14 protein-coding genes are annotated in these 20,477 nt (G+C 51.4%); 8 read left to right on the top strand and 6 right to left on the bottom strand.

The annotated features are described in order from the left end of the window. Nucleotides 1–2: 2 nt before the first annotated feature. The gene (locus ACYVJM_RS10555; protein WP_461148187.1) at nt 3–1,346 is read right to left on the bottom strand and encodes an MFS transporter; all 1,344 of its coding nucleotides are present in this window, start codon (nt 1,344–1,346) and stop codon (nt 3–5) included. Between the two features lie 366 nt (nt 1,347–1,712). On the opposite strand from ACYVJM_RS10555, the gene ACYVJM_RS10550 reads away from it, so the two are divergent. The 5 genes from ACYVJM_RS10550 to ACYVJM_RS10530 all read left to right on the top strand — a co-directional run bounded on the left by ACYVJM_RS10550 (nt 1,713) and on the right by ACYVJM_RS10530 (nt 8,246). Then, entirely contained in the window at nt 1,713–2,420 is a 708-nt protein-coding gene (locus ACYVJM_RS10550) for a GNAT family N-acetyltransferase (protein WP_461148186.1), read from the top strand. Between the two features lie 465 nt (nt 2,421–2,885). Beyond that, the gene (locus ACYVJM_RS10545) at nt 2,886–3,233 is read left to right on the top strand and encodes a hypothetical protein (protein ID WP_461148185.1); all 348 of its coding nucleotides are present in this window, start codon (nt 2,886–2,888) and stop codon (nt 3,231–3,233) included. A 125-nt stretch (nt 3,234–3,358) separates the two neighbouring features. Further along, nucleotides 3,359–4,675, top strand: a complete 1,317-nt coding sequence (locus ACYVJM_RS10540) for a cryptochrome/photolyase family protein (RefSeq protein ID WP_461148184.1) — start codon at nt 3,359–3,361, stop codon at nt 4,673–4,675. Nucleotides 4,676–4,905: 230 nt separating this feature from the next. Next, entirely contained in the window at nt 4,906–7,206 is a 2,301-nt protein-coding gene (locus ACYVJM_RS10535; protein WP_461148183.1) for a TonB-dependent receptor, read from the top strand. A 2-nt stretch (nt 7,207–7,208) separates the two neighbouring features. Next, a complete protein-coding gene (locus ACYVJM_RS10530) occupies nt 7,209–8,246 on the top strand; it encodes a DUF4249 domain-containing protein (protein WP_461148182.1) in 1,038 nt (345 codons plus the stop codon). Nucleotides 8,247–8,250: 4 nt separating this feature from the next. Here ACYVJM_RS10530 and ACYVJM_RS10525 read toward each other — a convergent pair whose 3' ends face one another. The 4 genes from ACYVJM_RS10525 to recQ all read right to left on the bottom strand — a co-directional run bounded on the left by ACYVJM_RS10525 (nt 8,251) and on the right by recQ (nt 14,486). Beyond that, nucleotides 8,251–9,495: a lytic transglycosylase domain-containing protein gene (locus ACYVJM_RS10525; protein WP_461148181.1), complete on the bottom strand. Its 1,245-nt coding sequence runs from the start codon at nt 9,493–9,495 to the stop codon at nt 8,251–8,253. 128 nt (nt 9,496–9,623) lie between these two features. After that, complete coding sequence (locus ACYVJM_RS10520; RefSeq protein WP_461148180.1) at nt 9,624–10,868, bottom strand: lytic transglycosylase domain-containing protein; 1,245 nt, start codon at nt 10,866–10,868, stop codon at nt 9,624–9,626. 238 nt (nt 10,869–11,106) lie between these two features. Next, nucleotides 11,107–12,174, bottom strand: coding sequence for a lytic transglycosylase domain-containing protein (locus ACYVJM_RS10515; protein ID WP_461148179.1), 1,068 nt, complete (start codon nt 12,172–12,174; stop codon nt 11,107–11,109). A 188-nt stretch (nt 12,175–12,362) separates the two neighbouring features. After that, complete coding sequence (gene recQ / locus ACYVJM_RS10510; RefSeq protein WP_461148178.1) at nt 12,363–14,486, bottom strand: DNA helicase RecQ; 2,124 nt, start codon at nt 14,484–14,486, stop codon at nt 12,363–12,365. A gap of 208 nt (nt 14,487–14,694) precedes the next feature. On the opposite strand from recQ, the gene ACYVJM_RS10505 reads away from it, so the two are divergent. Then, on the top strand, nt 14,695–15,288 hold the full coding sequence (locus tag ACYVJM_RS10505; RefSeq protein ID WP_461148177.1) for a hypothetical protein: 594 nt from the start codon (nt 14,695–14,697) through the stop codon (nt 15,286–15,288). A 70-nt stretch (nt 15,289–15,358) separates the two neighbouring features. Here ACYVJM_RS10505 and ACYVJM_RS10500 read toward each other — a convergent pair whose 3' ends face one another. Continuing rightward, nucleotides 15,359–15,904: a hypothetical protein gene (locus ACYVJM_RS10500; RefSeq protein WP_461148176.1), complete on the bottom strand. Its 546-nt coding sequence runs from the start codon at nt 15,902–15,904 to the stop codon at nt 15,359–15,361. A 264-nt stretch (nt 15,905–16,168) separates the two neighbouring features. Here ACYVJM_RS10500 and ACYVJM_RS10495 point away from each other — a divergent pair, with 264 nt between their 5' ends. Further along, nucleotides 16,169–18,562 (top strand): penicillin acylase family protein, encoded by a 2,394-nt coding sequence (locus tag ACYVJM_RS10495; RefSeq protein WP_461148175.1) that lies wholly within the window; start codon nt 16,169–16,171, stop codon nt 18,560–18,562. A gap of 72 nt (nt 18,563–18,634) precedes the next feature. Next, the gene (argS, locus tag ACYVJM_RS10490; protein WP_461148174.1) at nt 18,635–20,434 is read left to right on the top strand and encodes an arginine--tRNA ligase; all 1,800 of its coding nucleotides are present in this window, start codon (nt 18,635–18,637) and stop codon (nt 20,432–20,434) included. Nucleotides 20,435–20,477: the final 43 nt, after the last annotated feature.

The following is a 20,477-nucleotide window of genomic DNA, read 5'->3' as shown; positions in this document are numbered from 1 at the left end:
AGTTATCGGAGAGCTTGTTCGCTGGCGACATCTCCTGGTCTGTAATGCCGTACAGTGAAGAAAATAGTCACGGCTGCCACGGTGGCCAGTGCACCTGCCAAAAGACCGATGGTTGGTGCAGAGACATAATCCAGCGCATGTCCCGATAGGTAAGCACCAATGATATCGGATAGATTCACAAAGGCCATATAGGTGGTAAACTGGGATCCTTCCACCCCTTTTCGGCAGATAGCCATCAACACAGGCATGGCTGCAACGCTGATACTGGGGTCCATGAAGTACAAAGCAACAAGGCCCACCTGGGCCACCTGCTGTTGAATCCAGTGCGTTGACAGGCTATTGAAACTGATCAGGTAAACCGCTACAACGGCCAGTACGATCACCAGCAGCCGCCGGGGACTAATGCGGTCGGCGATATAGCCTCCGGCCAGCGCGGCTCCTGTAGCTACGAGCATACCATAGGTGCCGGTCAGCACCGATACGGATGTGTCGGCCCAGCCGAGCACACGAATCAGCTGATAATTATAAGCCCTCGAAAACAGACTGATACTTACGTATGCCGCCACGATAGCGCCAAATAAAAGTAGGCTCTGTCTGGAAAACAGTCCTTTGAACAACTGCGTAAACAGCCACCGGAAGTTATGGTCAGGCAAGGCTGCCCGGTGGTGGGTGTCAGGCCGGGCTGTTGCAGACGATCGATTGAAGGAGGGTAATAACTGATCGCCGGGTTGTTCGCGGACAAAGAAGGTGATGATCGTTAAGATTAGCAGGCAAAGGGATTGACAGAGGGCAGCATTGAAAAAGCCATAGCGACGGAGCAACTGAGAAAATACAGCGGCTCCAACGCCGGTACCAATCAGGAAACCCGCCCGCATAAAGGCATTGACGCGCCCGCGCTCATCGTCGGCGATGACCGTAATCGCCATGGCATCCACACTGGCATCCTGGACCGAGGCAAAAATGCTGTGGGCGAAGAAAAACCAGGCCAGCGTACCAATGTGCGTAACGGGGTTCTGAACGAATAGAAGACTCAGCGATGCCAGAAAAGCCAGGAATTGCGCCCCCACCACCCACGGTTTCCGGCGACCCATAGACGATCCCTGATAACGGTCGATGAGTGGTCCCCACACAAACTGAAACGCCCAGGGCAAACCGACAACGGCGGCAAATGTGCCGATAACCGATGGTTTTACGCCCTCGGCTGTGAGGTAGTTGGCCAGGGCTGTCAGTGAAAAACCCGCCGGAATTCCCTGCATGACATACAGGTAAAAAAAGACGGTATACCGCAGCCACCGGCTGCGGCTTAGGGTGAACGGATACGAAGAGGGAGGGAGGGCTGTTACCACAAGTCTGGTTAATCTATTCGTTGACAGATTAAAGCATCAATAACCAAACATATACGACAGGACGATTAATAAATATGTTTTATAAATTCCCGAACTATCCTGTAAAAAAACCGTTATTTTATTGCAAGACCCGGATAATCTCTCTAACATTGTCCGCGTTTTCAGCGCAGAACCAATGGCAAAGCTCGTTTATCTACCGACTTTCTTCCATACTACGCCATTTCGGTTTAGGTCCGAAAGGACTATATCTTTTTGTTTGCCTATGTGGTAAACTATTTCCGCCTTTTTTCTCGTTTTATTCATCTAAAATCAGCACGGATTACGCTGTCTCCGTTTTGCGGCTTTACAACCGCCCAATAAACGACAATGATCACACCCGAAATAGTTAACGATTTATATATCGTTCAGGTCGCGAATGAAAATCATTTGCGGTTAGCCGAAACCATCTGCCATGAAATGGAAGAGAGTGCCAAAGCCCGGGGAACCGGTATTGCCAAGCGCTCCCCCATTTATGTGATGGAGAAAATGCTGGAAGGTAAAGCCATTGTAGCCATGACGCTCTCCGGCGAATGGGTTGGCTTTTGCTATATCGAAACGTGGGAACACGGCAAGTTCGTGGCAAACTCCGGCTTGATTGTGCATCCGGATTATCGCAAAAGCGGTATTGCCACGCGCATTAAAGCCAAGGCGTTTGAGCTATCGCGGAAGATGTTCCCAACGGCCAAGATCATTGGGATCACAACGAGTCTGGCGGTGATGAAAATCAACTCGGACCTCGGCTACCAGCCCGTAACCCTGAGTGAACTACCTGCCGATGACGCGTTCTGGAAAGGGTGCCAGACTTGCACGAACTTCGATATCCTGACGCGCACCAATCGGAAACATTGTCTCTGTACGGGCATGCAGTATGATCCGGAAGAGCACAAAAAGGAGCAGAAAGACGAGAAATGGAATTTCCTGAAAGAGTCAAAGTTATACGAACGCTGGATGCGCATTAAAAACCGTATCCTTATGCGTATCAGCCCCTCGGAACGCTCGCGAATGCAGCGTAACCGTGAATTAGAAACCGCCTGAGCAATAGTATTAATTATATAGAAAAGCCCGGAAAGAGATTTCCGGGCTTTTCTGTTTTAACCACTTTCACCCGCTTGCGGGGTTTCGTAATCCTATAGCTAACCCCTCGACAGATCGATATCTATTAATTGCCAGCCCGACAATCGCTGTCTTTATTACCTTAAAAAACAAGAATTAACAATTTGTTAACATTGGCTTAACATAGGGCCTAGAAACTATATCTTGATTAGTTGATGTTGAAAGGCTGCTTAGCAGTATAAAATTTATAAATATGCTTCTTTTTAAAATAAAATTCGGTTCAGTGTTTAATGGTTAAATTTAGCTTTAAAATTAGCCGTCATATATCCGCTGCAATGGTAATATTTAGATAATATTAGCGTAATATTAGGGTAACATTAGTCGCCGACAGATCTGAACTGCGTAAAGACGAGGGTATTTGTTCAATCATTTAATCACATTGAAGTCATGAAAAAGAATTTAGCTCTTCTCATGCTGGTAGGCTTCCTGGCAACGCAAGCCTACGCTGCGCCGATAACAACAAGTAAACCCAAGGCCGCCAAGGCAACCCTGGAGAATCAGTTGTCGAAATACGTCTCGTATCCCGATGCGCTTAAGCCAACTCAACAGGCGGGTGTCGTTGTGATCCAGTTTAAGGTAAATGCGGCCAATGAGCTTTGCCAACTGGAGGTATTCAGTAAAAATGAGCAACTCAACAATAGCCTGATTCGCCAGCTAACGGGCAAGAAGATAAATGGATATGGTAACGATTCGGGCGAGCTGCATACGGTTCGGCTTCGTTTCCAGCCAGAATAAGCACATCACTCAATAAAAAGTCGGTCGTTGTCAGGAGTTCCTATACCTGATAACGGCCGACTTTTTTGTGGCTTAACTTTTTTGGTTCACGATGGGTTAGCCAGTAAACAAACCCACCCAATCCTATGTCTCAACCGCTCTCGCTGGTCTGGCTCCGGCGCGATTTGCGTCTGCACGATAATGCTGCTTTATACCATGCTTTCAAAAGTGGCCGTCCCGTTGTTCCGGTTTTTATTTTCGACCGTGTTATTCTCGACGCTCTCGAAGACCGTCTCGACCGGCGGGTTGAATTTCTGGTTCAGGAAATAAACCGACTGCACGATGAACTGGCAAAGCTGGGATCGACCATCCTTGTACGCTACGGGAAGCCGGTTGATGTCTGGAAAGAGTTGATTCAGCAGTACACGATCGGCGATGTATTTGCCAATCATGATTACGAAGTGTATGCTAAAGACCGCGACAAGGCTATTGCCGGGTTGCTGGCCGAAAATGGCATCGGCTTTCACACCAGTAAGGATCAGACACTTTTCGAACGCGACGAAGTGCTTACCGGGAAAAATACACCTTACACCGTTTTTACGCCCTACAGCCGCAAATGGAAGGCGGCCCTGACAGACTTTTACCTGAAGTCGTATCCTGCCGAAAAGTATAGAAAGCAGTTCTGGCAAACCAAACCCGAAGCCGTACCTACGCTGAAAGAGATGGATTTTCAGCCGGTAGGGGAGCCTTTCCCGGATCGGACGGTAGCCGATAAATTACTTGATTCGTATAACAAAACCCGCGATTTTCCGGCGCTGCCCCACAGCACCAGCCAGCTAAGCATACATCTGCGCTTCGGTACGATCAGTATTCGGGAGCTGGCCCGGCAGGCAAAGGAGGCCGACGATCAAACGTTTCTGAGCGAACTCTGCTGGCGGGATTTTTACTTTCAGGTGCTCGACCATTTCCCGCACGTTGAACAATATTCCTTTCGGCGGGAGTACGACCAGATCGAGTGGCGCAATAACGAAGATGAGTTCGATAAATGGTGCCGGGGCCAAACGGGTTACCCGATTGTTGATGCCGGTATGCGGCAGCTAAACACCATCGGCTGGATGCACAACCGCGTTCGGATGATCACCGCCAGTTTTCTGTGTAAGCACCTGCTCATCGACTGGCGTTGGGGTGAAGCCTATTTCGGTAAAAAACTCCGCGATTATGACCTCTCTGCGAATAACGGCGGCTGGCAGTGGGCAGCCGGTTCGGGTACAGATGCGGCTCCCTATTTCCGGGTCTTTAATCCAACCGCCCAGGCCCAGCGCTTCGACCCGAAGGGCGCCTATATTCGTCAGTGGGTGCCCGAAGTTGATCAGGCATCGTACCCCAAACCGATGGTTGACCACACCATGGCCCGGCAACGCGCTATTGATACCTATCGAAAAGCACTGGCAAAAGTGAAGTAAGAGCGTGGCGCGTACTTGTGGTTACTGGCGCGGGCCTTTGTCGCACAGGCACCCCGCCGTGCGACAAAGGCCCGCGCCAGTAACCGAAAACTAAAGCCAGTGAATGTTCGTATGCACAGGTTTTTGTAGATTACACCTCTTTCTTCCAGACTATTTCACGACTCAACCTCATGAGGTTACGGCTACTCCTGTTATATTTTGTTTGCTTTCTGGTTTTATGCTCGTCTGCTATGGCCCAGCAGCGACTTCGGCTGAGTGTTATTGTGCGGGACGGCATCACTAAAAAGCCGGTTCCCGGTGCCAGTATATTTATTGCTGAAACAAAATTGGGCGGGCGAGCCGACAGTGCCGGTGTCATTTTGATGACCCATCCGCCGGGGCTACTCACAGCCTATGTATCGGCCGTAGGCTATTTCCGCGGTCGTGAAACGATTGTTCTGGATTTCAATAAACGGGTTGAATACTACCTGCAGCCCCGCTCTACAGAGCTGGATGAGGTTGATGTACGCGCCCTGCGTAAGGACAAAAACATTAAAGATGTGCAAATGGGGCAGATTCAGCTCAGCATGCCCGAGTTGAAACGGATGCCGGTGGTGCTGGGTGAACCCGATATTCTTAAAGCACTTGCTTTACAGGCCGGTGTTACCACGGCAGGCGAAGGGGCGGGTGGCTTCAACGTTCGCGGTGGACGGGCCGATCAAAACCTCGTACTGGTCGATGGGGCCCCCCTGTTCAATACTTCGCACCTGCTGGGTTTCTACACAAACATCAACCCCGACATGGTGCAGGATGTGAGCCTCAACAAAGGGGCTTTTTCCGCTCAGTATGGCGGGCGGGTGTCGTCGCTGTTGTTGATGAGTACCCGAAACGGGAATAAGGACGGCTGGCGTGTATCGGGTGGGGTAAGTCCGGTGAGCATCCGGGCAGTGGTGGACGGGCCGATCACGAAAAAGCTGACGTTGCTGGCCGGCGGGCGCATTGCCTTTCCGAATTACCTACTACAGTTATTTCCAACGGCAAGTGTCAAAAATAGCCGGGCTTTCTTCTTCGATGGTAATCTGAAGCTGACGTATACACCTGACGAACGGAACACCATTTCGATATCAGCCTATAGGAGCCAGGATGACTTCCGGTTTCCGGGCGATACTCTTTATGGCTGGCAGTCGAACGTGCTAACGGGTCGCTGGAGTTATTTGCTTAAGCCTAATGTTCAGCTCAATCTGGCCGCTCTGTACAGTGGTTATCAATTGAATGTAGATGGGATAACGCCCAATCTGGAGTTTCGCTTTACATCGCATATCGAGCAGCGGGAAGGAAAAGCCGACTTATTTTATACGATCAACAAGCGCCATAAACTACAGGTTGGGGTAAATAGGATTTTATACCGTATTCAGACCGGTGCCATTCTGCCAGCGGGAGACCAGTCGAGTATAAATCCGAAACAGATCAACCCCGAACAGGGCCGTGAACTTGGTGCCTACATCAATACCGAGTGGGAGTTGATGCCCACCGTTACGCTGATGGCGGGGCTGCGTTATTCGGCGTTTGCGTTGCTGGGGGCACAAACCGTTTACGGCTACGCAGAGAATGTGCCGTCGTCGCCCGAAACCGTGACCGACTCGGTGCTGTACCATTCGGGTCAGGTGGCGCAGGCGTATGGCGGTTTTGAACCTCGACTGGCCCTGCGCGTACAACTGGCCAAGAATACGGCCATCAAAGCCAGTGCCGGTCGAACGCGTCAGTATCTGAATCTTATCTCCAATACAACGGCCATTACGCCCCTTGATTTCTGGAAGCTGAGCGACCGCTACCAGGCGCCCCAGATTGCCGACCAGGTGTCGTTGGGGGTATTCCAGAATTTGCTGGATAACGGACTTGAGTTAAGCGTCGAAGGCTATTACAAGCGACTTCAGCACCAGATCGAATACCGCTATGGGGCCAATCTTATCCTGAATCCGAAACTCGAAACGGCCCTGGTTCAGGCCGCTGGAAAAACCTACGGGGTTGAGTTTGGCCTCAACAAGACGAGCGGACGGCTGACCGGGCAGCTTAACTATACCTATGCCCGTTCGCTGATTGCGGTGCAAACGCCTTTCGATGCCCTTCGCATCAATGGCGGTGCTTATTATCCGGCCTATATTGATCGGCCCCATACGGTTAATGTACAGGCCCGCTGGTCTATGCCGCATAACTGGTCATTTTCGAGCAATTTCGTTTATTATACCGGTGTTCCGGCGACGTACCCTGACGGGCAATATACGTATAATGGTGAGCCGGTGCAGGATTACTCCCGCCGGAACGCCGACCGAATTCCCGATTATCACCGGCTGGATGTTGCTTTCTCCAAAGATACCCGCTTCAATAAAGCGCAGAAACGCTACGGCATCTGGACACTCGGCATCTACAATTTGTACGCTCACAAGAACCCATACTCCATTTATTTTACCCGCTTTAACCAGCGAACTGAGTCGTACCGGCTGTCGGTATTTGGTACGATGATTCCATCCATCGCCTATAATTTCTTTTTCTAGCCATGCGTCAGTTTATCAGCTACATACTTCTTCTGATCGTATTGGCGGCCTGTATTGATCAGGTTCAACTGCCCATTCGGACGGAGGCTCCCCGTTTGGTGGTCGAAGGTCAGATTACCAATGAAGCGCCCCCGTATACCGTTCGGCTGACCTATACCGGTAAATACGGTGGCGAGGACGGGCAGAATGTTAACGATCAGTACGTAGTTGGTGCGCAGGTTGTCCTTGCCGACGATCAGGGACGTTCCACCCGCTTTGCATCGACCGGTTCCGGTTTGTACCAGACCACCGACGCCACCTTTCGCGGGCAAGTTGGCCGGGCCTATAGCCTGACGGTGACACTGACCGATGGCAGGCGTTATGTGACCAAAGCGGAACGGATGCCTGCTGTGCCACAAATCGACAGTGTTTCGGCCAGGCTGATTAAGACCGGAAATCTGGCCATTCCCTATGCATTTTCGTACGGAGCGAATACAACTGATCCGGCTGGTGAGCAGAATTATTACCGCTGGACGGCTTACGGCTATACAAATCGGCTATCGGTAGGCGTACCCTGCAGTCTGGGGAGCCCCAACCTTTGCAATAATCGCTGCTGGACAACGGTATCGACCAATAGTGTAAATGTATTCAGTGATGAGGCCATCAACGGAAATACGGTGCGTAACCGGTTTGTGCTGCAACTACCAATTTATACGGTAGCGCCCCAATTGGTTGAAATTCAGCAGTACGCCATCACGCAAACGAATTACCAGTTCTGGAAGCTTTACCAGCAACAGAACGCTCGCACCGGGAGTATCTTCGATCCCTTACCGGCACCGGTTACGGGCAACCTCGTGAATGCCAGTGATGCAACTGATTTAGCCAGAGGTTACTTTGCCGTCACGTCGGTTACCCGACGCCGGCTTCGGCAACAGGAGTACCCCAGCGTTGTTTTTTACCCGGCCCTGGTCAGTTTTATCAGCAGTCAGCTAATCCCCCCGGGCGATTGTCGGGATACATACGGTCGAAATACCCCCCTTATTGAGCCTGAGGGCTGGTGAGAAATTACAGTTTCCACTGCACAACCCAGCCGGGCTTCACTACTTTGGGGCGCGGAATACCAGCCAATCCTGTTGTTGGGTTCAGTGCGATAAGGGTAAGCGGAATGGTCGTTTTGGTTTGGGCCGATATGGCTTTGGTAGCCCGGAAGAAGACGTTACCGTAGGTGTCAATGTCATCGATGATCGCGTAGAGCATATCGCCTGCTTTGAGGGTACTTTCCTCAATCTGTACCGTCTCGGTGAGCGCAAATGACCAGCTCTGGCCAATTTTTATCTGACCCGCCTGCACCAGCCGCGTGGCCACGTCGCCCACATAAACAGAGGGGCTGCCGGAGGTGTTTTTGAGCAATTTGTTCAATAAGCTATCCATGACGACCACTTCGTGTCGGATGGTTGGCGTCTGACTGCTGAACGAAGCATCCAGACTGGGCATCGACTCAACCGGAATACCACTTACGACCGGTTCCTGGTCCTGAAGCCAGCCCATCCGTCGGGCCTGTTCACGTTCCTGCTCATAGGCATTGACCCCCGATGCCAGCATCAGGCCCACTGCGTCTATACCATAGGATGGATTGGTGAACAGCTGTTTCATGGCCAGAATCCGGTACAGATAATAGCCCGTTTCGGGGTTCATCGCCATGGTATAATAATCACGATGGCCCACTTTGGTAATCTTGCGTTGAACCATGCCCACGCCACCATTGTAAGCAGCTGCTACAAGCGTCCATGAGCCTAGTTTTCGGTAGAGGAAGTTGAGGTACTTGCAGGCTGCCTCAGTCGACTTGAGCAGGTTTGTGCGTTCATCATGGCCTGGGGCGATCGACAGCCCCATGTCCTGTGCGGTATCGTCCATGAACTGCCAGTAGCCAACCGCTCCGGCCGATGATACGGCATTTGCCTGCCAGGCACTCTCGATCAGGGGCAGATATTTGAAATCGTTGGGTATATTATACTGCTCAAGAATAGGCTCGATGACGGAGAAAAAAGGAGCCGACCGAGCCTTCAGGGCATTCAGGCGACGTGCATAGCCCGAACTACTCGCCATGGCGAAGGCCAGCTTGGCCGAAACGGTACCCTGTTCTGTTGGTACAACTTCACCACAGAAATGCAGGCGACTCGGTCCGGTTAGCGAGCGTTTGTGGGGAGAAGGAAGATTGGACTTGCTGCTTTTTGCCGAACTCGTCTTTTTTTGCGCCCAGGTAGGGCTGTTCAGTAGTAAGCCACTTAACAGCAGTACAACGATGCGCATAGTGGATAGTGCCAAAACAAACGACCAGTTGTTGAACGCTTAAATAACGGTGCCCCACCGCTGTTTAGTTCGTAAAAGCCAATAGGATGACGTACCGGCTGTTAGAAAAGTGGCCTAGGTTTTTGAGATTAAAGCGACTTCCAGGTTAGTATCCAGCCCGATTTCAACCGGGTCAGGTCAGATAGGTTGATGCCAATTCGCCCGGTTGAGGCATCTACGGCTGATAAGGCGAGCGAATAGGTTTGCTTCTCGCTAGCCGAATAGATTCGATCGGAGCGCAGATAAACTCTGTTGGTCTTTGGGTCGATATCCTCAATAACAGCGTATAAAATATCACCTTCCTCTACATCCTGACCGCCCGCGATGCCGTCGCGGATGAGGTGAAAGATCCAGATCTCCTCGCGCTGTAAACCAGAAGGCTCTGTTAGCTTTGCTTTGATGCCGCCCCGAAAAACATCCGCTGCATTAGGCAACGGAATATCCATTAATTGCCCTTTTGCCCGATTCAGCTTATCGTCAATGGGCGTAGCCACAGCCACCTTCGTGGCCTCGTCCATCACAGCCTGAGGAATCAATATTTCATCGTCGTCGGCCTGTTCATCTAATGACGACGGTAAAGGGCTGGTGAGGGAGGCCAGCATTTGCTCCGGAATAAGGTGCTGGTAAGAGCGGCAGTTGGTAAATAACTCTTTGAAGGCCAGAATCCGGTAAAGGTATTTACCCGTTTCGGCGTTTAAGCGCAGGTAGTAGTAGTCCCGCTGCTGTTGTCGGCGGATGTTGTTCAATAGAGCGCCTATACCGTTGTTGTAAGCGGCTGCTGCCAGCGTCCAGGACCCCAGCCGATTATACAGGTACCGCAAATACCGGCAGGCAGCATGGGTCGATTTAATAAGATTTTGCCGTTCGTCGACACCCTTTTCGACCGTCAGTCCTAGCTCGCGGGCGGTAGCGGGCATAAATTGCCAATACCCGACAGCCCCTCTGGGCGAGACCGCAAACCCCTGCAAAGCACTTTCAACGAGTGGCAGGTACTTAAAGTCCTGGGGAATAGCATGAGATGACAAGATGGGCTCGATAACCGGAAAGAAAACGGCTGCCCGCTGACGTATGCGCAAAAAAGCCTGATTCTGCGATGCATTACGCGCCAGCGCCGAGACCAACCGCCGGGCTATAACTTCTTCATGAATGGGGACCGATTCTCCGCAAAAATAAACGGGAGGTAACAGGGTTCGCAGAACCGGGTCAAATGTTGGTGCCGCGTAGACGGAGGCATCAACGGAAGCCGCCGGCGTATACCGGGGTGTATAAGGCGATAAAACACTGGCCACAACCAGTGCAGTCGCTAGCAGAAGTGGGGCTACTAAGTTTATCAACGGTCAAGTACAATTTTAGTCGATGACGGATTGTTGGAAAAGTTAATCTGTCGTAATGTGTTTACATCTGGTATTTAACCAGTTAGATAAGTTTAATAACGGTCAATAAGTATGCCAACGACAGTCTCATTTCTGGAGATTTATTTATTTTTTAGTGCCGATTTCTCGTTTGTTTGTGGTGTAGGCACAAAAAAAAGCCGCTTTTCAAGCGGCTTTCAGGTAACAGGAAGTGTATAGACTACAACCAGTCCCAGAAATGCAGTGGACGAATCCCTTCACCCTTCTTCCATTCCAGGAAACGGGGTCGACGGAACCGGAGCACCATCAGGCCCATCATTAATTTTTTAATGGGCAAATGGCTGCCTTGTTTTTCAAGGTCTGTGTTTGGAATGTTTTTTGCCGTTGCAGCTTGTGCAATAAGCTGTTGTGTATCGGATGGAGCCTGCGTTAGAGCCGTATTGGGACGTGGTCCCCAGGTGTTCATAAACTCTTCATCAACCAATTCGATTGTTGGCGCATCTTTCACCTTCTTCGGCAAAGCAAGTGGCTTATGCCAGCTTGGCAAAGGCTTGATAAGCTCGGCAATAGTAGCGCCACTAACCAGCAGCGTGTACTGGCGGGGATTGGTGAGTAACTCCTTAAAAGCCAGAATCCGGAACAGATAGTGACTCGTTTCCCGATGCAGCCGAAGCCGGAAGTAATTGGACTGGCCCTGCTGCTCCATCTTATTGCGGACGTGGGTGATCCCTCCGTTATAAGCAGCTGCAACCAGTGTCCAGGAGCCTAACTCCCGATAAAGTTGGTGAAGGTGCCGACAAACGGCAACCGTTGCTTTCTGTAGATTGTAACGTTCATCGACTGTGCTGTTTACGGTTAAGCCCAGTTCCCGGGCCGTTTCGGGCATGAGTTGCCAATAGCCCGATGCGCCTTTGTACGATACGCTGCTGTTATCGAGAGCACTTTCGGCCAGCGGCATAAACCGGAAATCGCGGGGAATCTTGTATTTCCGAAGAATTGGGTCAATGATGGGAAAGAAAGTAGATGCTCTGGTGCGCAGGTCAATCAGAAAATCCTGCTGAGCACCGTACAGGCGAAGGGTTTGCAGCCACCGTCGCGACACGCGGGGCTCATCGACCGGAACCTCTTCTCCGCAGAAATAAATTGGAAATACACGTTTTGTCGAGTCAACGACGAGTAGTTCGGGGTTGTTCAGGCCACTTGATGACAGCAGCGACCGGCTCGTGTCGGCTCCGATATTCGGGAGCGCGAGGGCCGACATACCGATACCCGGTTTTATGGCGGCCATGAGCAGTGAAAAACTTACCTCTTTTATCAAAATTACATTAGTTGTTGTGACACATACAGACACGAAAACCCGTACCTGAGTAACGGGTCTGTGCTGGTTTTATATACGAACTTAACTGTTTTTTGGGGACTTGCCAAATAGTTGTCTAAGAATTATCCAACGGCACTGCCAAAAACAGGATTTTATTTCTATAAAAGCCCGGCAACCAAGGTTAATTTGCCATAATCGTATCGACCTTCCAGATAGTCGAAAACGGGCTTTAAACGGCCTTCTTCCATACCCACAGTTGCAATGGCCTTCTCTATTTCCCGCCGTTCGAAAGGGTCGATCAGGGAGATTAAATCAATATCGTAGCCCGACTTTGCCAACTGCACCAAATGCCCAGCCACGGACCCGGTTGTGAGTTGCCGCTCGGTGGCAATCTCCTCTATGGTGAGGCCGTTGTTGTACAGATCGAGGGTAATAAGCTGGGTCGACCCTTTGGGCTTCTGGCCAGCCTCCACACGTCCGCGTACATACCCCACAATCTCTTCCAGAAAGCGCTTGCCGAAGAGCTGCTGTTTTCGTTCGCCAACACCACTTACATTACGCAGCGCATCGGGTGTAGTAGGGCGTTGCCGGGCCATGTCTTCGAGCGTGGTGTCCGTGAAAATAACGTAAGCCGGTACATTCTGCTCGTCGGCGAGTTGCTTGCGCAGGATCCGCAACCGTTCGAACAGGTCGTCGCGTTGGGTTTCGGTCTTCGTCCGGGTTTTCTCAACAACCGGTTTGGGTGCGTCGTCGGGACGGACAAGGTCAATTTTTCGCCCTTTGTACAGCACCTGGTCGGCCAGGATGCCGCGCCGGAGGGCGTAGTGCTGTTCGTAGGCAATCTCAATAACGCCAATGTTAATAAGCTGATGGATGTAACTCCGCCAGTCCTCGAACCGAATATCGCGGCCCGCCCCATACGTCTTTACCTGGTCGTAACCGCCCTGCAGTACCTGTTGGCTGCGGGAGCCGCGCAGAATATCGATCAGCAGGTTCATCGGCACCCGTTCGCCCGTGCGGATAATGGCCGAAAGGGCTTTCTGAGCCAGGATGGTCCCATCGAAGGTCACGCGCGGATCACGGCAAACGTCGCAGTTGCCGCAAGGGTCGGGGAGTTCTTCCGAAAAGTAGGACAGAAGGATTTGCCGGCGGCAGGTGTGTGCGTCGGCGTACTGCTGCATCCTTTCCAGCTTGGCTAACTGCAGGCCTAGATTGGCCGGGTTGTTTTCGGCCAGCATGTCCTTATAGGTCGCAACATCGGCAAAGCTGTAAAACAGGACGGTTTGCGCTGCCGCGCCATCCCGCCCCGCCCGGCCAATTTCCTGATAAAAGCTCTCGATGTTCTTGGGCATGTTGTAGTGAATGACCCACCGCACATTCGATTTGTCGATCCCCATCCCGAACGCAATCGTAGCGCACATAATCCGAACATCGTCGCGCAGGAATGCTTCCTGTGTTTTAGAGCGATCTTCCGGGTCCATCTTGGCATGGTAAAATGCCGCGCTGAACCCTTTCTCCTGCAACTTGGCCGCCAGGGATTCGGTCGACTTTCGGCTCAGGCAGTAGATGATTCCCGAAGTATCGGGTTTCTGCTGAAGCAGCCGGATAATCTGCTGGATACGGTTCTGGCCGGGGAGGACCTGCAAACTCAGGTTCTTCCGGTTAAACGAGTCCACGAAAATAGCCGGGTCGTGCATACCCAGCCGGGTAGCGATGTCCTGCCGGGTAAGTTTATCGGCCGTTGCCGTCAGCGCAATGGTTGGCACCGTTGGGAACTGCTCTTTCAGGACGTGCAGTTGGGTATATTCCGGCCGGAAGTCGTGCCCCCAGGAAGAAATACAGTGTGCTTCGTCAATGGCGAAAAGGGAGAGATTGGTCAGGCTCAGGAACTGAAAAAACGATTCGGTGAGCAGCTTCTCGGGCGAAACATACAGGAGTTTGAGTTTGCCGTTGATGCAGTCGTTTTCAATTTCGCGCTGTTCCTTACTGGTTTGGGTGCTGTTATAGAAAGCGGCCTGGATACCGTTCATGTGTAACGCCCCTACCTGATCTTTCATGAGGGCGATCAGCGGTGAAACCACCACCGTCAGACCCGGCAGCATCAGGGCCGGAATCTGGAAACAGACCGACTTGCCACCACCCGTTGGCATCAGCACCACCGTATCACGACCGCTCAGAATGGACTTGATGATGGCTTCCTGCATAGGCCGGAAACGGTCATAGCCATAATAGCGTTTGAGGTAATCGGCGGGTTGCTGGGTATTTGATATTGGAACGGTCATTGATGTAATAGCGGGCGATGCCAGGCACACCCACATCTAAAATTGACTACAGAACAAGTCTATCCTTTCTGGTTAACAGTTTACTACCTCTTATGTCAAATTTAAGAAAAATTTAGGTCGTTTTTGTAGTAGATATGTGATTTTGTGCGCCTTCCTACGTCTAATCAGCGCAAAGATGTAGTCATCTATAAACCCTAATGCTATCACTATGAAAACTAAACTGATAACGCTGTGTCTGTCTTTAACGATGCTTGTTGCGATGAACGGTTTCGGCCAGGACAGCAAACCCGCAAAAAATAAGGCGAAAAAAGAAATGAACGAAGCCGACGCATCGGCGAAAGCAGCTGCCAAAGCAGAAACGAAAGCGGCAAAAGACGCAGCAAAAGAGGGGAAGAAAGCGGCTAAAGAGACGGCTAAGGAAGCTAAAAACAGCGCGAAAGCAGACGTCAGCACAACCGACGCGGCAAAGCAGGCCGCTGTAAATGACCGCATGGCGGCTGCAAGGGCTGCCAAAGCCGCCAAGAAAGCTGGAACGGATGCAACCGTCGCCCCTGTCGCTACGGCAGCACCTGATAAATCCTCTAAAAAGGGCGATAACTCAGGTTTGAAAGATGATAAACTGAGCAAGTCAGCAAAAACAGCCATGCCGAAGGAAGAGAAGGCGACACCGGCTGATTACAAAGCCCCGGTCGACCCGTCGCAGAAAGGCCCGAACGGTGAGAAAGTCATGACGGGCCCGCGGGGTGGCAAATATTACATCAACAAGAACGGAAACAAGACGTACCTGAGCAGTGTAAAATGATGCTGTCTCGACAGGCAGATAAATGAAGGGGTCAGGCTGTGTACAGCCTGACCCCTTCATTTATCTGAAGCTAGTAGTCGGATCGGTACGATTTCTCAAATGGAAGAGCTCCTTTAACGATCCCATCTTTAATAAGCTGGTTCACTACCCGGTTTGCCGGTACTTCATTGTTTCCGCTCGTTGTGACCACCGCTTTCCAGAAGGGCTTTCCGTTCGAAATGTTGATCAGTTGCAGCAACAGTTCATCGTTCGATGAAATGTATTTTCCGTATCCGGATAAGTAGTTTCGATTGAAATCAATAGTGAGCATTACTTCACTCTGGCAAGTTTGCTGCTGTTTTTGGATAGCCTCCTGCGGACTATCGAACGAAAGCGGACTGTTCGATACGCTGCACACCTGATAGCCTTTCGGAAAAGCCGTTTGGAACGAGGCCAGGTAGGCAGGCCCGGCACTGGTCAAGTTCGACACTATAAGAATGCGGGTAAAGTCCGTCTTCTCATCCCGGCTTACGTTGGACTGTATGTAAACATTCGAGCAGCCTGTCAGCGTCATCAGAAAGCTGATGGCGAATATGAAAGCGCCATTTTTTATCACGTTTTTTTCTTTTTTATGCATTGATACAACAAGATAAGTGCATAATGGAATTTAATCATATAGGCACAAAGAATCCGGAGTTGAGGTGGTAAAAGTGATCAACTCAAACCGCATCTTAAGTGATTAGAATTCAGTTAGTTACATTCTACGTTCCTCGTGCCTCTGTGGTTACTAAAACATACGCTAATTCTACTCGATTACTTGGCTTTGTTTCTATTGCAAAATGCTCTTTAGGCTTTGCGAATGGCGATTGTTGGTTATCTTACCCATAAATTAACCATGCGTATGCGTCAATCACTTCTTCTACTGACTATACTGTTACCCTTGTGTTGCCAGTCGCAATCCAGCCAGACGATGCGCATGGTCGGGCTGCAGCAACCCGTTGAAATTATCCGCGATCGTTGGGGCGTCAATCATATCTATGCCAAAAACGAGCACGATCTATTCTTTGCCCAGGGATATTCGGCGGCTCAGGACCGGTTGTTTCAACTGGAAACCTGGCGTCGGCAGGCTACCGGGACAGTTGCCGAATTGCTTGGGCCGCAGGAAGTAAAACGGGACATTGGCACCCGCCTGTTTCGGTACAAACCCAACGCAACCCCCGCCGATATAGATAAAGAGCTGCTGCATTATCATCCGCACGGACCGCAGATTGTCAAAGCCTTTGTAGCGGGAATCAATGCCTACGTTACTGAAATCCTGAAAACGCCTGAAAAGTTACCCTTCGAGTTTCGGGTGCTCGATACAAAGCCCGGCTTATGGACGCCCGAGGTCGTCATCAGCCGTCACCAGGGACTGATGTACAACGTTCGGGAGGAGTTGAACTACGGGCGGCTGGTCAAGTTGATCGGGGCCGAAAAGCTGCGCGAGCTGCAATGGTTTCACCCACAGTCCACTTTACCCAATGCACCATCACCGGCCCCCGATCTAACACTTCATGTAGACGGCGACGAACTGTTTCAGCCGATTCTGGAGCTTTACGAAGCCTACCGACTGCCGCTTAAATTTAAAGGGCAGTCAACTAAAGAAGACGAAGAGGAGGCAAGTTTGAACCGTCGTTTGGACGCGGACAAACAATACATTGGCTCCAACAACTGGGTTATTTCGGGTGATAAATCGGCCAGTGGGTACCCAATGCTTGCCAACGATCCGCACCGGGCACAGTCGACGCCCTCGCTTCGGTACTGGGTTCACCTCAATGGGCCGGGCTGGAATGTGGTTGGGGCTGGCGAACCCACGCTGCCGGGCGTGTCCATTGGGCACAACGACTACGGCGCCTGGGGCCTGACCATTTTTGAAACAGATAACGAAGATTTGTACGTCTACGAGACTAATCCAGCTAATCCGAATCAGTACCGCTACAAAGGCAAAGGGGCCGCGTATCGCTGGCTGACAATGAAAACCCTCACCGAAACCATCCCCGTAAAAGGTGGAAAGCCGGTTACAGCCACGCTCAAGTACACGCTTCATGGCCCGGTAGTGTTTGAGGATGTGCAGCATCACAAAGCTTATGCCGTTCGGTCGGGTGGGTTAGAGATCGGCTCCGCGCCGTACCTGGCGAGCTTGCGAATGAATCAGGCCCGGAACTGGACCGAGTTTCGAAAGGCCTGTCTGTACAGTCGGGTACCGGGCGAAAACATGATCTGGGCTGATAAAACCGGCACCATCGGCTGGCAGTCGGTAGGGCTGGCACCCATTCGAAAAAACTTCACAGGGCTGGTGCCGGTACCTGGCGACGGCCGGTTCGAGTGGAGCGGTTTCCTGCCCATCGATCAGTTGCCGAATAAGCTTAATCCACCCGAAGGCTACGTGGCCACGGCCAATAATAATTTGACCGCCACCAATTATCCGCACCGGGATGCACTGGGCTGGACCTGGTCGAGTCCTTCGCGGGCGCACCGGATCGAAGAGGTGTTGAACGATGGAACCCGGAAAACGATGGTCGACTTTATGGCGTTGCAGGCCGATCACCTGTCTATTCCGGCCCGGACGCTGGTGCCGTTACTGCAAAATCTGGCGTCGCCCAACGACCGTACCGAGCAGGCGTTGAGTTACCTGCGCCGATGGGATTATAAGCTGACGCCTAATTCCGTTGCCGCTTCGATTTATGTAGCCTGGGAAAATCAGTTGAAACAGGCTGTCTATCAGGAGAAAGTGCCCAAAGTAGCCCAGCCGTATTTTAAAAGCTTGCCCACCAAGCGTGTTTACGATGCTTTGCTCATGCCTACCCCGGCCCGCGACAATTTATTACTAACCTGCCTTGACAAAGCCCTGGCCGAACTCACCGCCCGGCTTGGTTCCGACATGGACGACTGGTCGTACGGGCAGCGCAAAAATAAGCACATCACGATTACGCACCCGATGAGTAGTCTGGTCGATAAAGCCATGCGACAGAAAATAAATTTCGGACCCGTAGCGCGCGGTGGGTACGCCGAAACGGTAAACGCCACAGGCAATGACCTGAACCAGACGCACGGAGCTTCGTTCCGTATTCTGGTCGACACGGAGGATTGGGATAAGACACTGGGCATCAATACCCCCGGCCAGTCCGGCAACCCCGAAAGTCCGCACTACGGCGATTTATTTCCAATCTGGGCAGAGAACAACTATTTTCCGGTGTTCTTTACGAAGGAAAAAATCAAGACGGTTGCTGAGGGAACAACGGTGCTGACGCCGTAAGCAGCGCGGGTTTCCACCGCAACGGCGCACCGTCCGCGCTACTCTTCCTTACATTTCGTACTTTTGCGGGTAATGGATACTCAGTCAATCGTACAAGCCGATATTATACGGGCAATTGCCGAACTCTACCCGGGCAATGCCGGGGAGGTGCAACTTTCGCCTACTAAAAAAGAGTTTGAAGGCCAATACACCTTCGTTACCTTTCCGTACACCAAAAGCCTTCGTCAGGCCCCTGCTCAAATTGGCCAGGCCATTGGTAACTGGCTGGTCGACAACAGTTCGGTTGTCAGCAAATTCAATGTTGTACAGGGATTCCTCAACATCAGCATTGCCGATGCCGCCTGGGTTGAGGTATTGAACGATATGGCCAACGATGCCTCGTTTGGTACGCTGCCCGCAAAAGGGCGATCGGTAATGGTTGAGTTTTCTTCGCCAAATACTAATAAACCACTGCACCTGGGCCACTTGCGGAACAACTTTCTGGGCGATTCTGTAAGCCGGATTCTGGTGGCAAATGGCTACGATGTCGTCAAGACCTGCATCGTCAACGATCGGGGGGTGCACATCTGCAAGTCTATGCTGGCCTACCGGATGTTTGGTGCCGATGCGTCGGGCCAATGGGAAACGCCGGAATCGTCGGGTCTGAAAGGCGATCACCTGATCGGTAAATACTACGTGCTGTTCGACAAAGCGTATAAGGCGCAGGTGGAGGAGATGGTAGCTCAGGGGACGCCGAAGGAAGAAGCTGAGAAGACCGCGCCACTCATGCAGGAAGTCCAGCAGATGCTGCGCCTTTGGGAGCAGGGCGACCCCGAAACGGTAGCGCTCTGGAAGCAGTTGAATACCTGGGTATACGCCGGTTTCGACGTTACCTACAAAACCATCGGCGTTAGCTTCGATAAGGTCTATTACGAATCGAATACGTATCTGCTCGGGAAAGAAATTGTGGAAGAAGGAATCCGGAAGGGGGTCTTTTATCGTAAAGATGATGGCTCTGTCTGGATTGACTTAACCGAGGAAGGGCTGGACCAAAAGCTGGTGTTACGGGCGGATGGTACATCGGTCTATATCACCCAGGACCTGGGTACGACCGAACTGAAGGAGCAGGACTTCAACAGCGACCGTCAGATCTGGGTTGTTGGTAACGAGCAGGACTACCATTTCAACGTACTGTTTGCCATTTTGCGCCGGTTGGGTCGGCCGTATGCCAATGAATTATACCATTTGTCGTACGGTATGGTCGACCTGCCAACGGGTAAGATGAAGTCGCGCGAGGGTACCGTTGTCGATGCGGATGATCTAATTCAGGAAACAACGAATGCAGCCTCAAACGCGGCCGATGAAGCGGCTAAAGGTAAACTCGATGAGTTCAGCGATGCGGAGAAAGCAGCGTTGTTTCAAATGCTGGGTCTGGGAGCACTAAAGTACTATCTGTTGAAAGTCGACCCGCAGAAACGAATGCAGTTCAATCCGGAGGAGTCGGTGGATTTGCACGGCAACACGGGACCTTACATTCAGTACGTTCACGCCCGGATTCAGTCCATCCTGCGGAAAGCTACCGAAACCGGTACGACGCTGGACGGTAGGGTTACCACCACCGCGCTGGATGATATTGAGCAGCAGCTGGTGTTTTTGCTGAGCCAATACCCGCAGCGAATTGCCGAAGCCGGAGCCGCTTATGCACCGTCTTATATTGCGCAGTACGCTTACGAACTGGCGAAGACATTCAACCAGTTTTACGATAAACTGTCCATCCTGAAAGAAACGGATACGGTGAAGCTGAACAGCCGCCTTGTTTTATCGAAACTGGTTGGTGAAACTATTCGTAAGTCAATGGGTTTATTGGGCATAGAAGTACCGGAGAAAATGTAGTTAGTCAATTCTAATTCAGTACCTTTAAATCGCTATTGCCAAA

Source organism: Spirosoma pulveris (assembly GCF_054781875.1).
The sequence above is the reverse complement of the archived record's forward strand: the minus strand, read 5'-3'. Positions and strand labels throughout refer to the sequence as shown.

Excerpts from the sequence above, each read along its gene's own strand:
- ACYVJM_RS10550 (WP_461148186.1), top strand. The coding sequence starts at position 1,713 with ATGATCACACCCGAAATAGTTAACGATTTATATATCGTTCAGGTCGCG.
- ACYVJM_RS10545 (WP_461148185.1), top strand. The coding sequence starts at position 2,886 with ATGAAAAAGAATTTAGCTCTTCTCATGCTGGTAGGCTTCCTGGCAACG.
- ACYVJM_RS10540 (WP_461148184.1), top strand. The coding sequence starts at position 3,359 with ATGTCTCAACCGCTCTCGCTGGTCTGGCTCCGGCGCGATTTGCGTCTG.
- ACYVJM_RS10535 (WP_461148183.1), top strand. The coding sequence starts at position 4,906 with ATGGCCCAGCAGCGACTTCGGCTGAGTGTTATTGTGCGGGACGGCATC.
- ACYVJM_RS10530 (WP_461148182.1), top strand. The coding sequence starts at position 7,209 with ATGCGTCAGTTTATCAGCTACATACTTCTTCTGATCGTATTGGCGGCC.
- ACYVJM_RS10525 (WP_461148181.1), bottom strand. The coding sequence starts at position 9,495 with ATGCGCATCGTTGTACTGCTGTTAAGTGGCTTACTACTGAACAGCCCT.
- ACYVJM_RS10515 (WP_461148179.1), bottom strand. The coding sequence starts at position 12,174 with ATGGCCGCCATAAAACCGGGTATCGGTATGTCGGCCCTCGCGCTCCCG.
- recQ (WP_461148178.1), bottom strand. The coding sequence starts at position 14,486 with ATGACCGTTCCAATATCAAATACCCAGCAACCCGCCGATTACCTCAAA.
- ACYVJM_RS10505 (WP_461148177.1), top strand. The coding sequence starts at position 14,695 with ATGAAAACTAAACTGATAACGCTGTGTCTGTCTTTAACGATGCTTGTT.
- ACYVJM_RS10500 (WP_461148176.1), bottom strand. The coding sequence starts at position 15,904 with ATGCATAAAAAAGAAAAAAACGTGATAAAAAATGGCGCTTTCATATTC.
- ACYVJM_RS10495 (WP_461148175.1), top strand. The coding sequence starts at position 16,169 with ATGCGTCAATCACTTCTTCTACTGACTATACTGTTACCCTTGTGTTGC.
- argS (WP_461148174.1), top strand. The coding sequence starts at position 18,635 with ATGGATACTCAGTCAATCGTACAAGCCGATATTATACGGGCAATTGCC.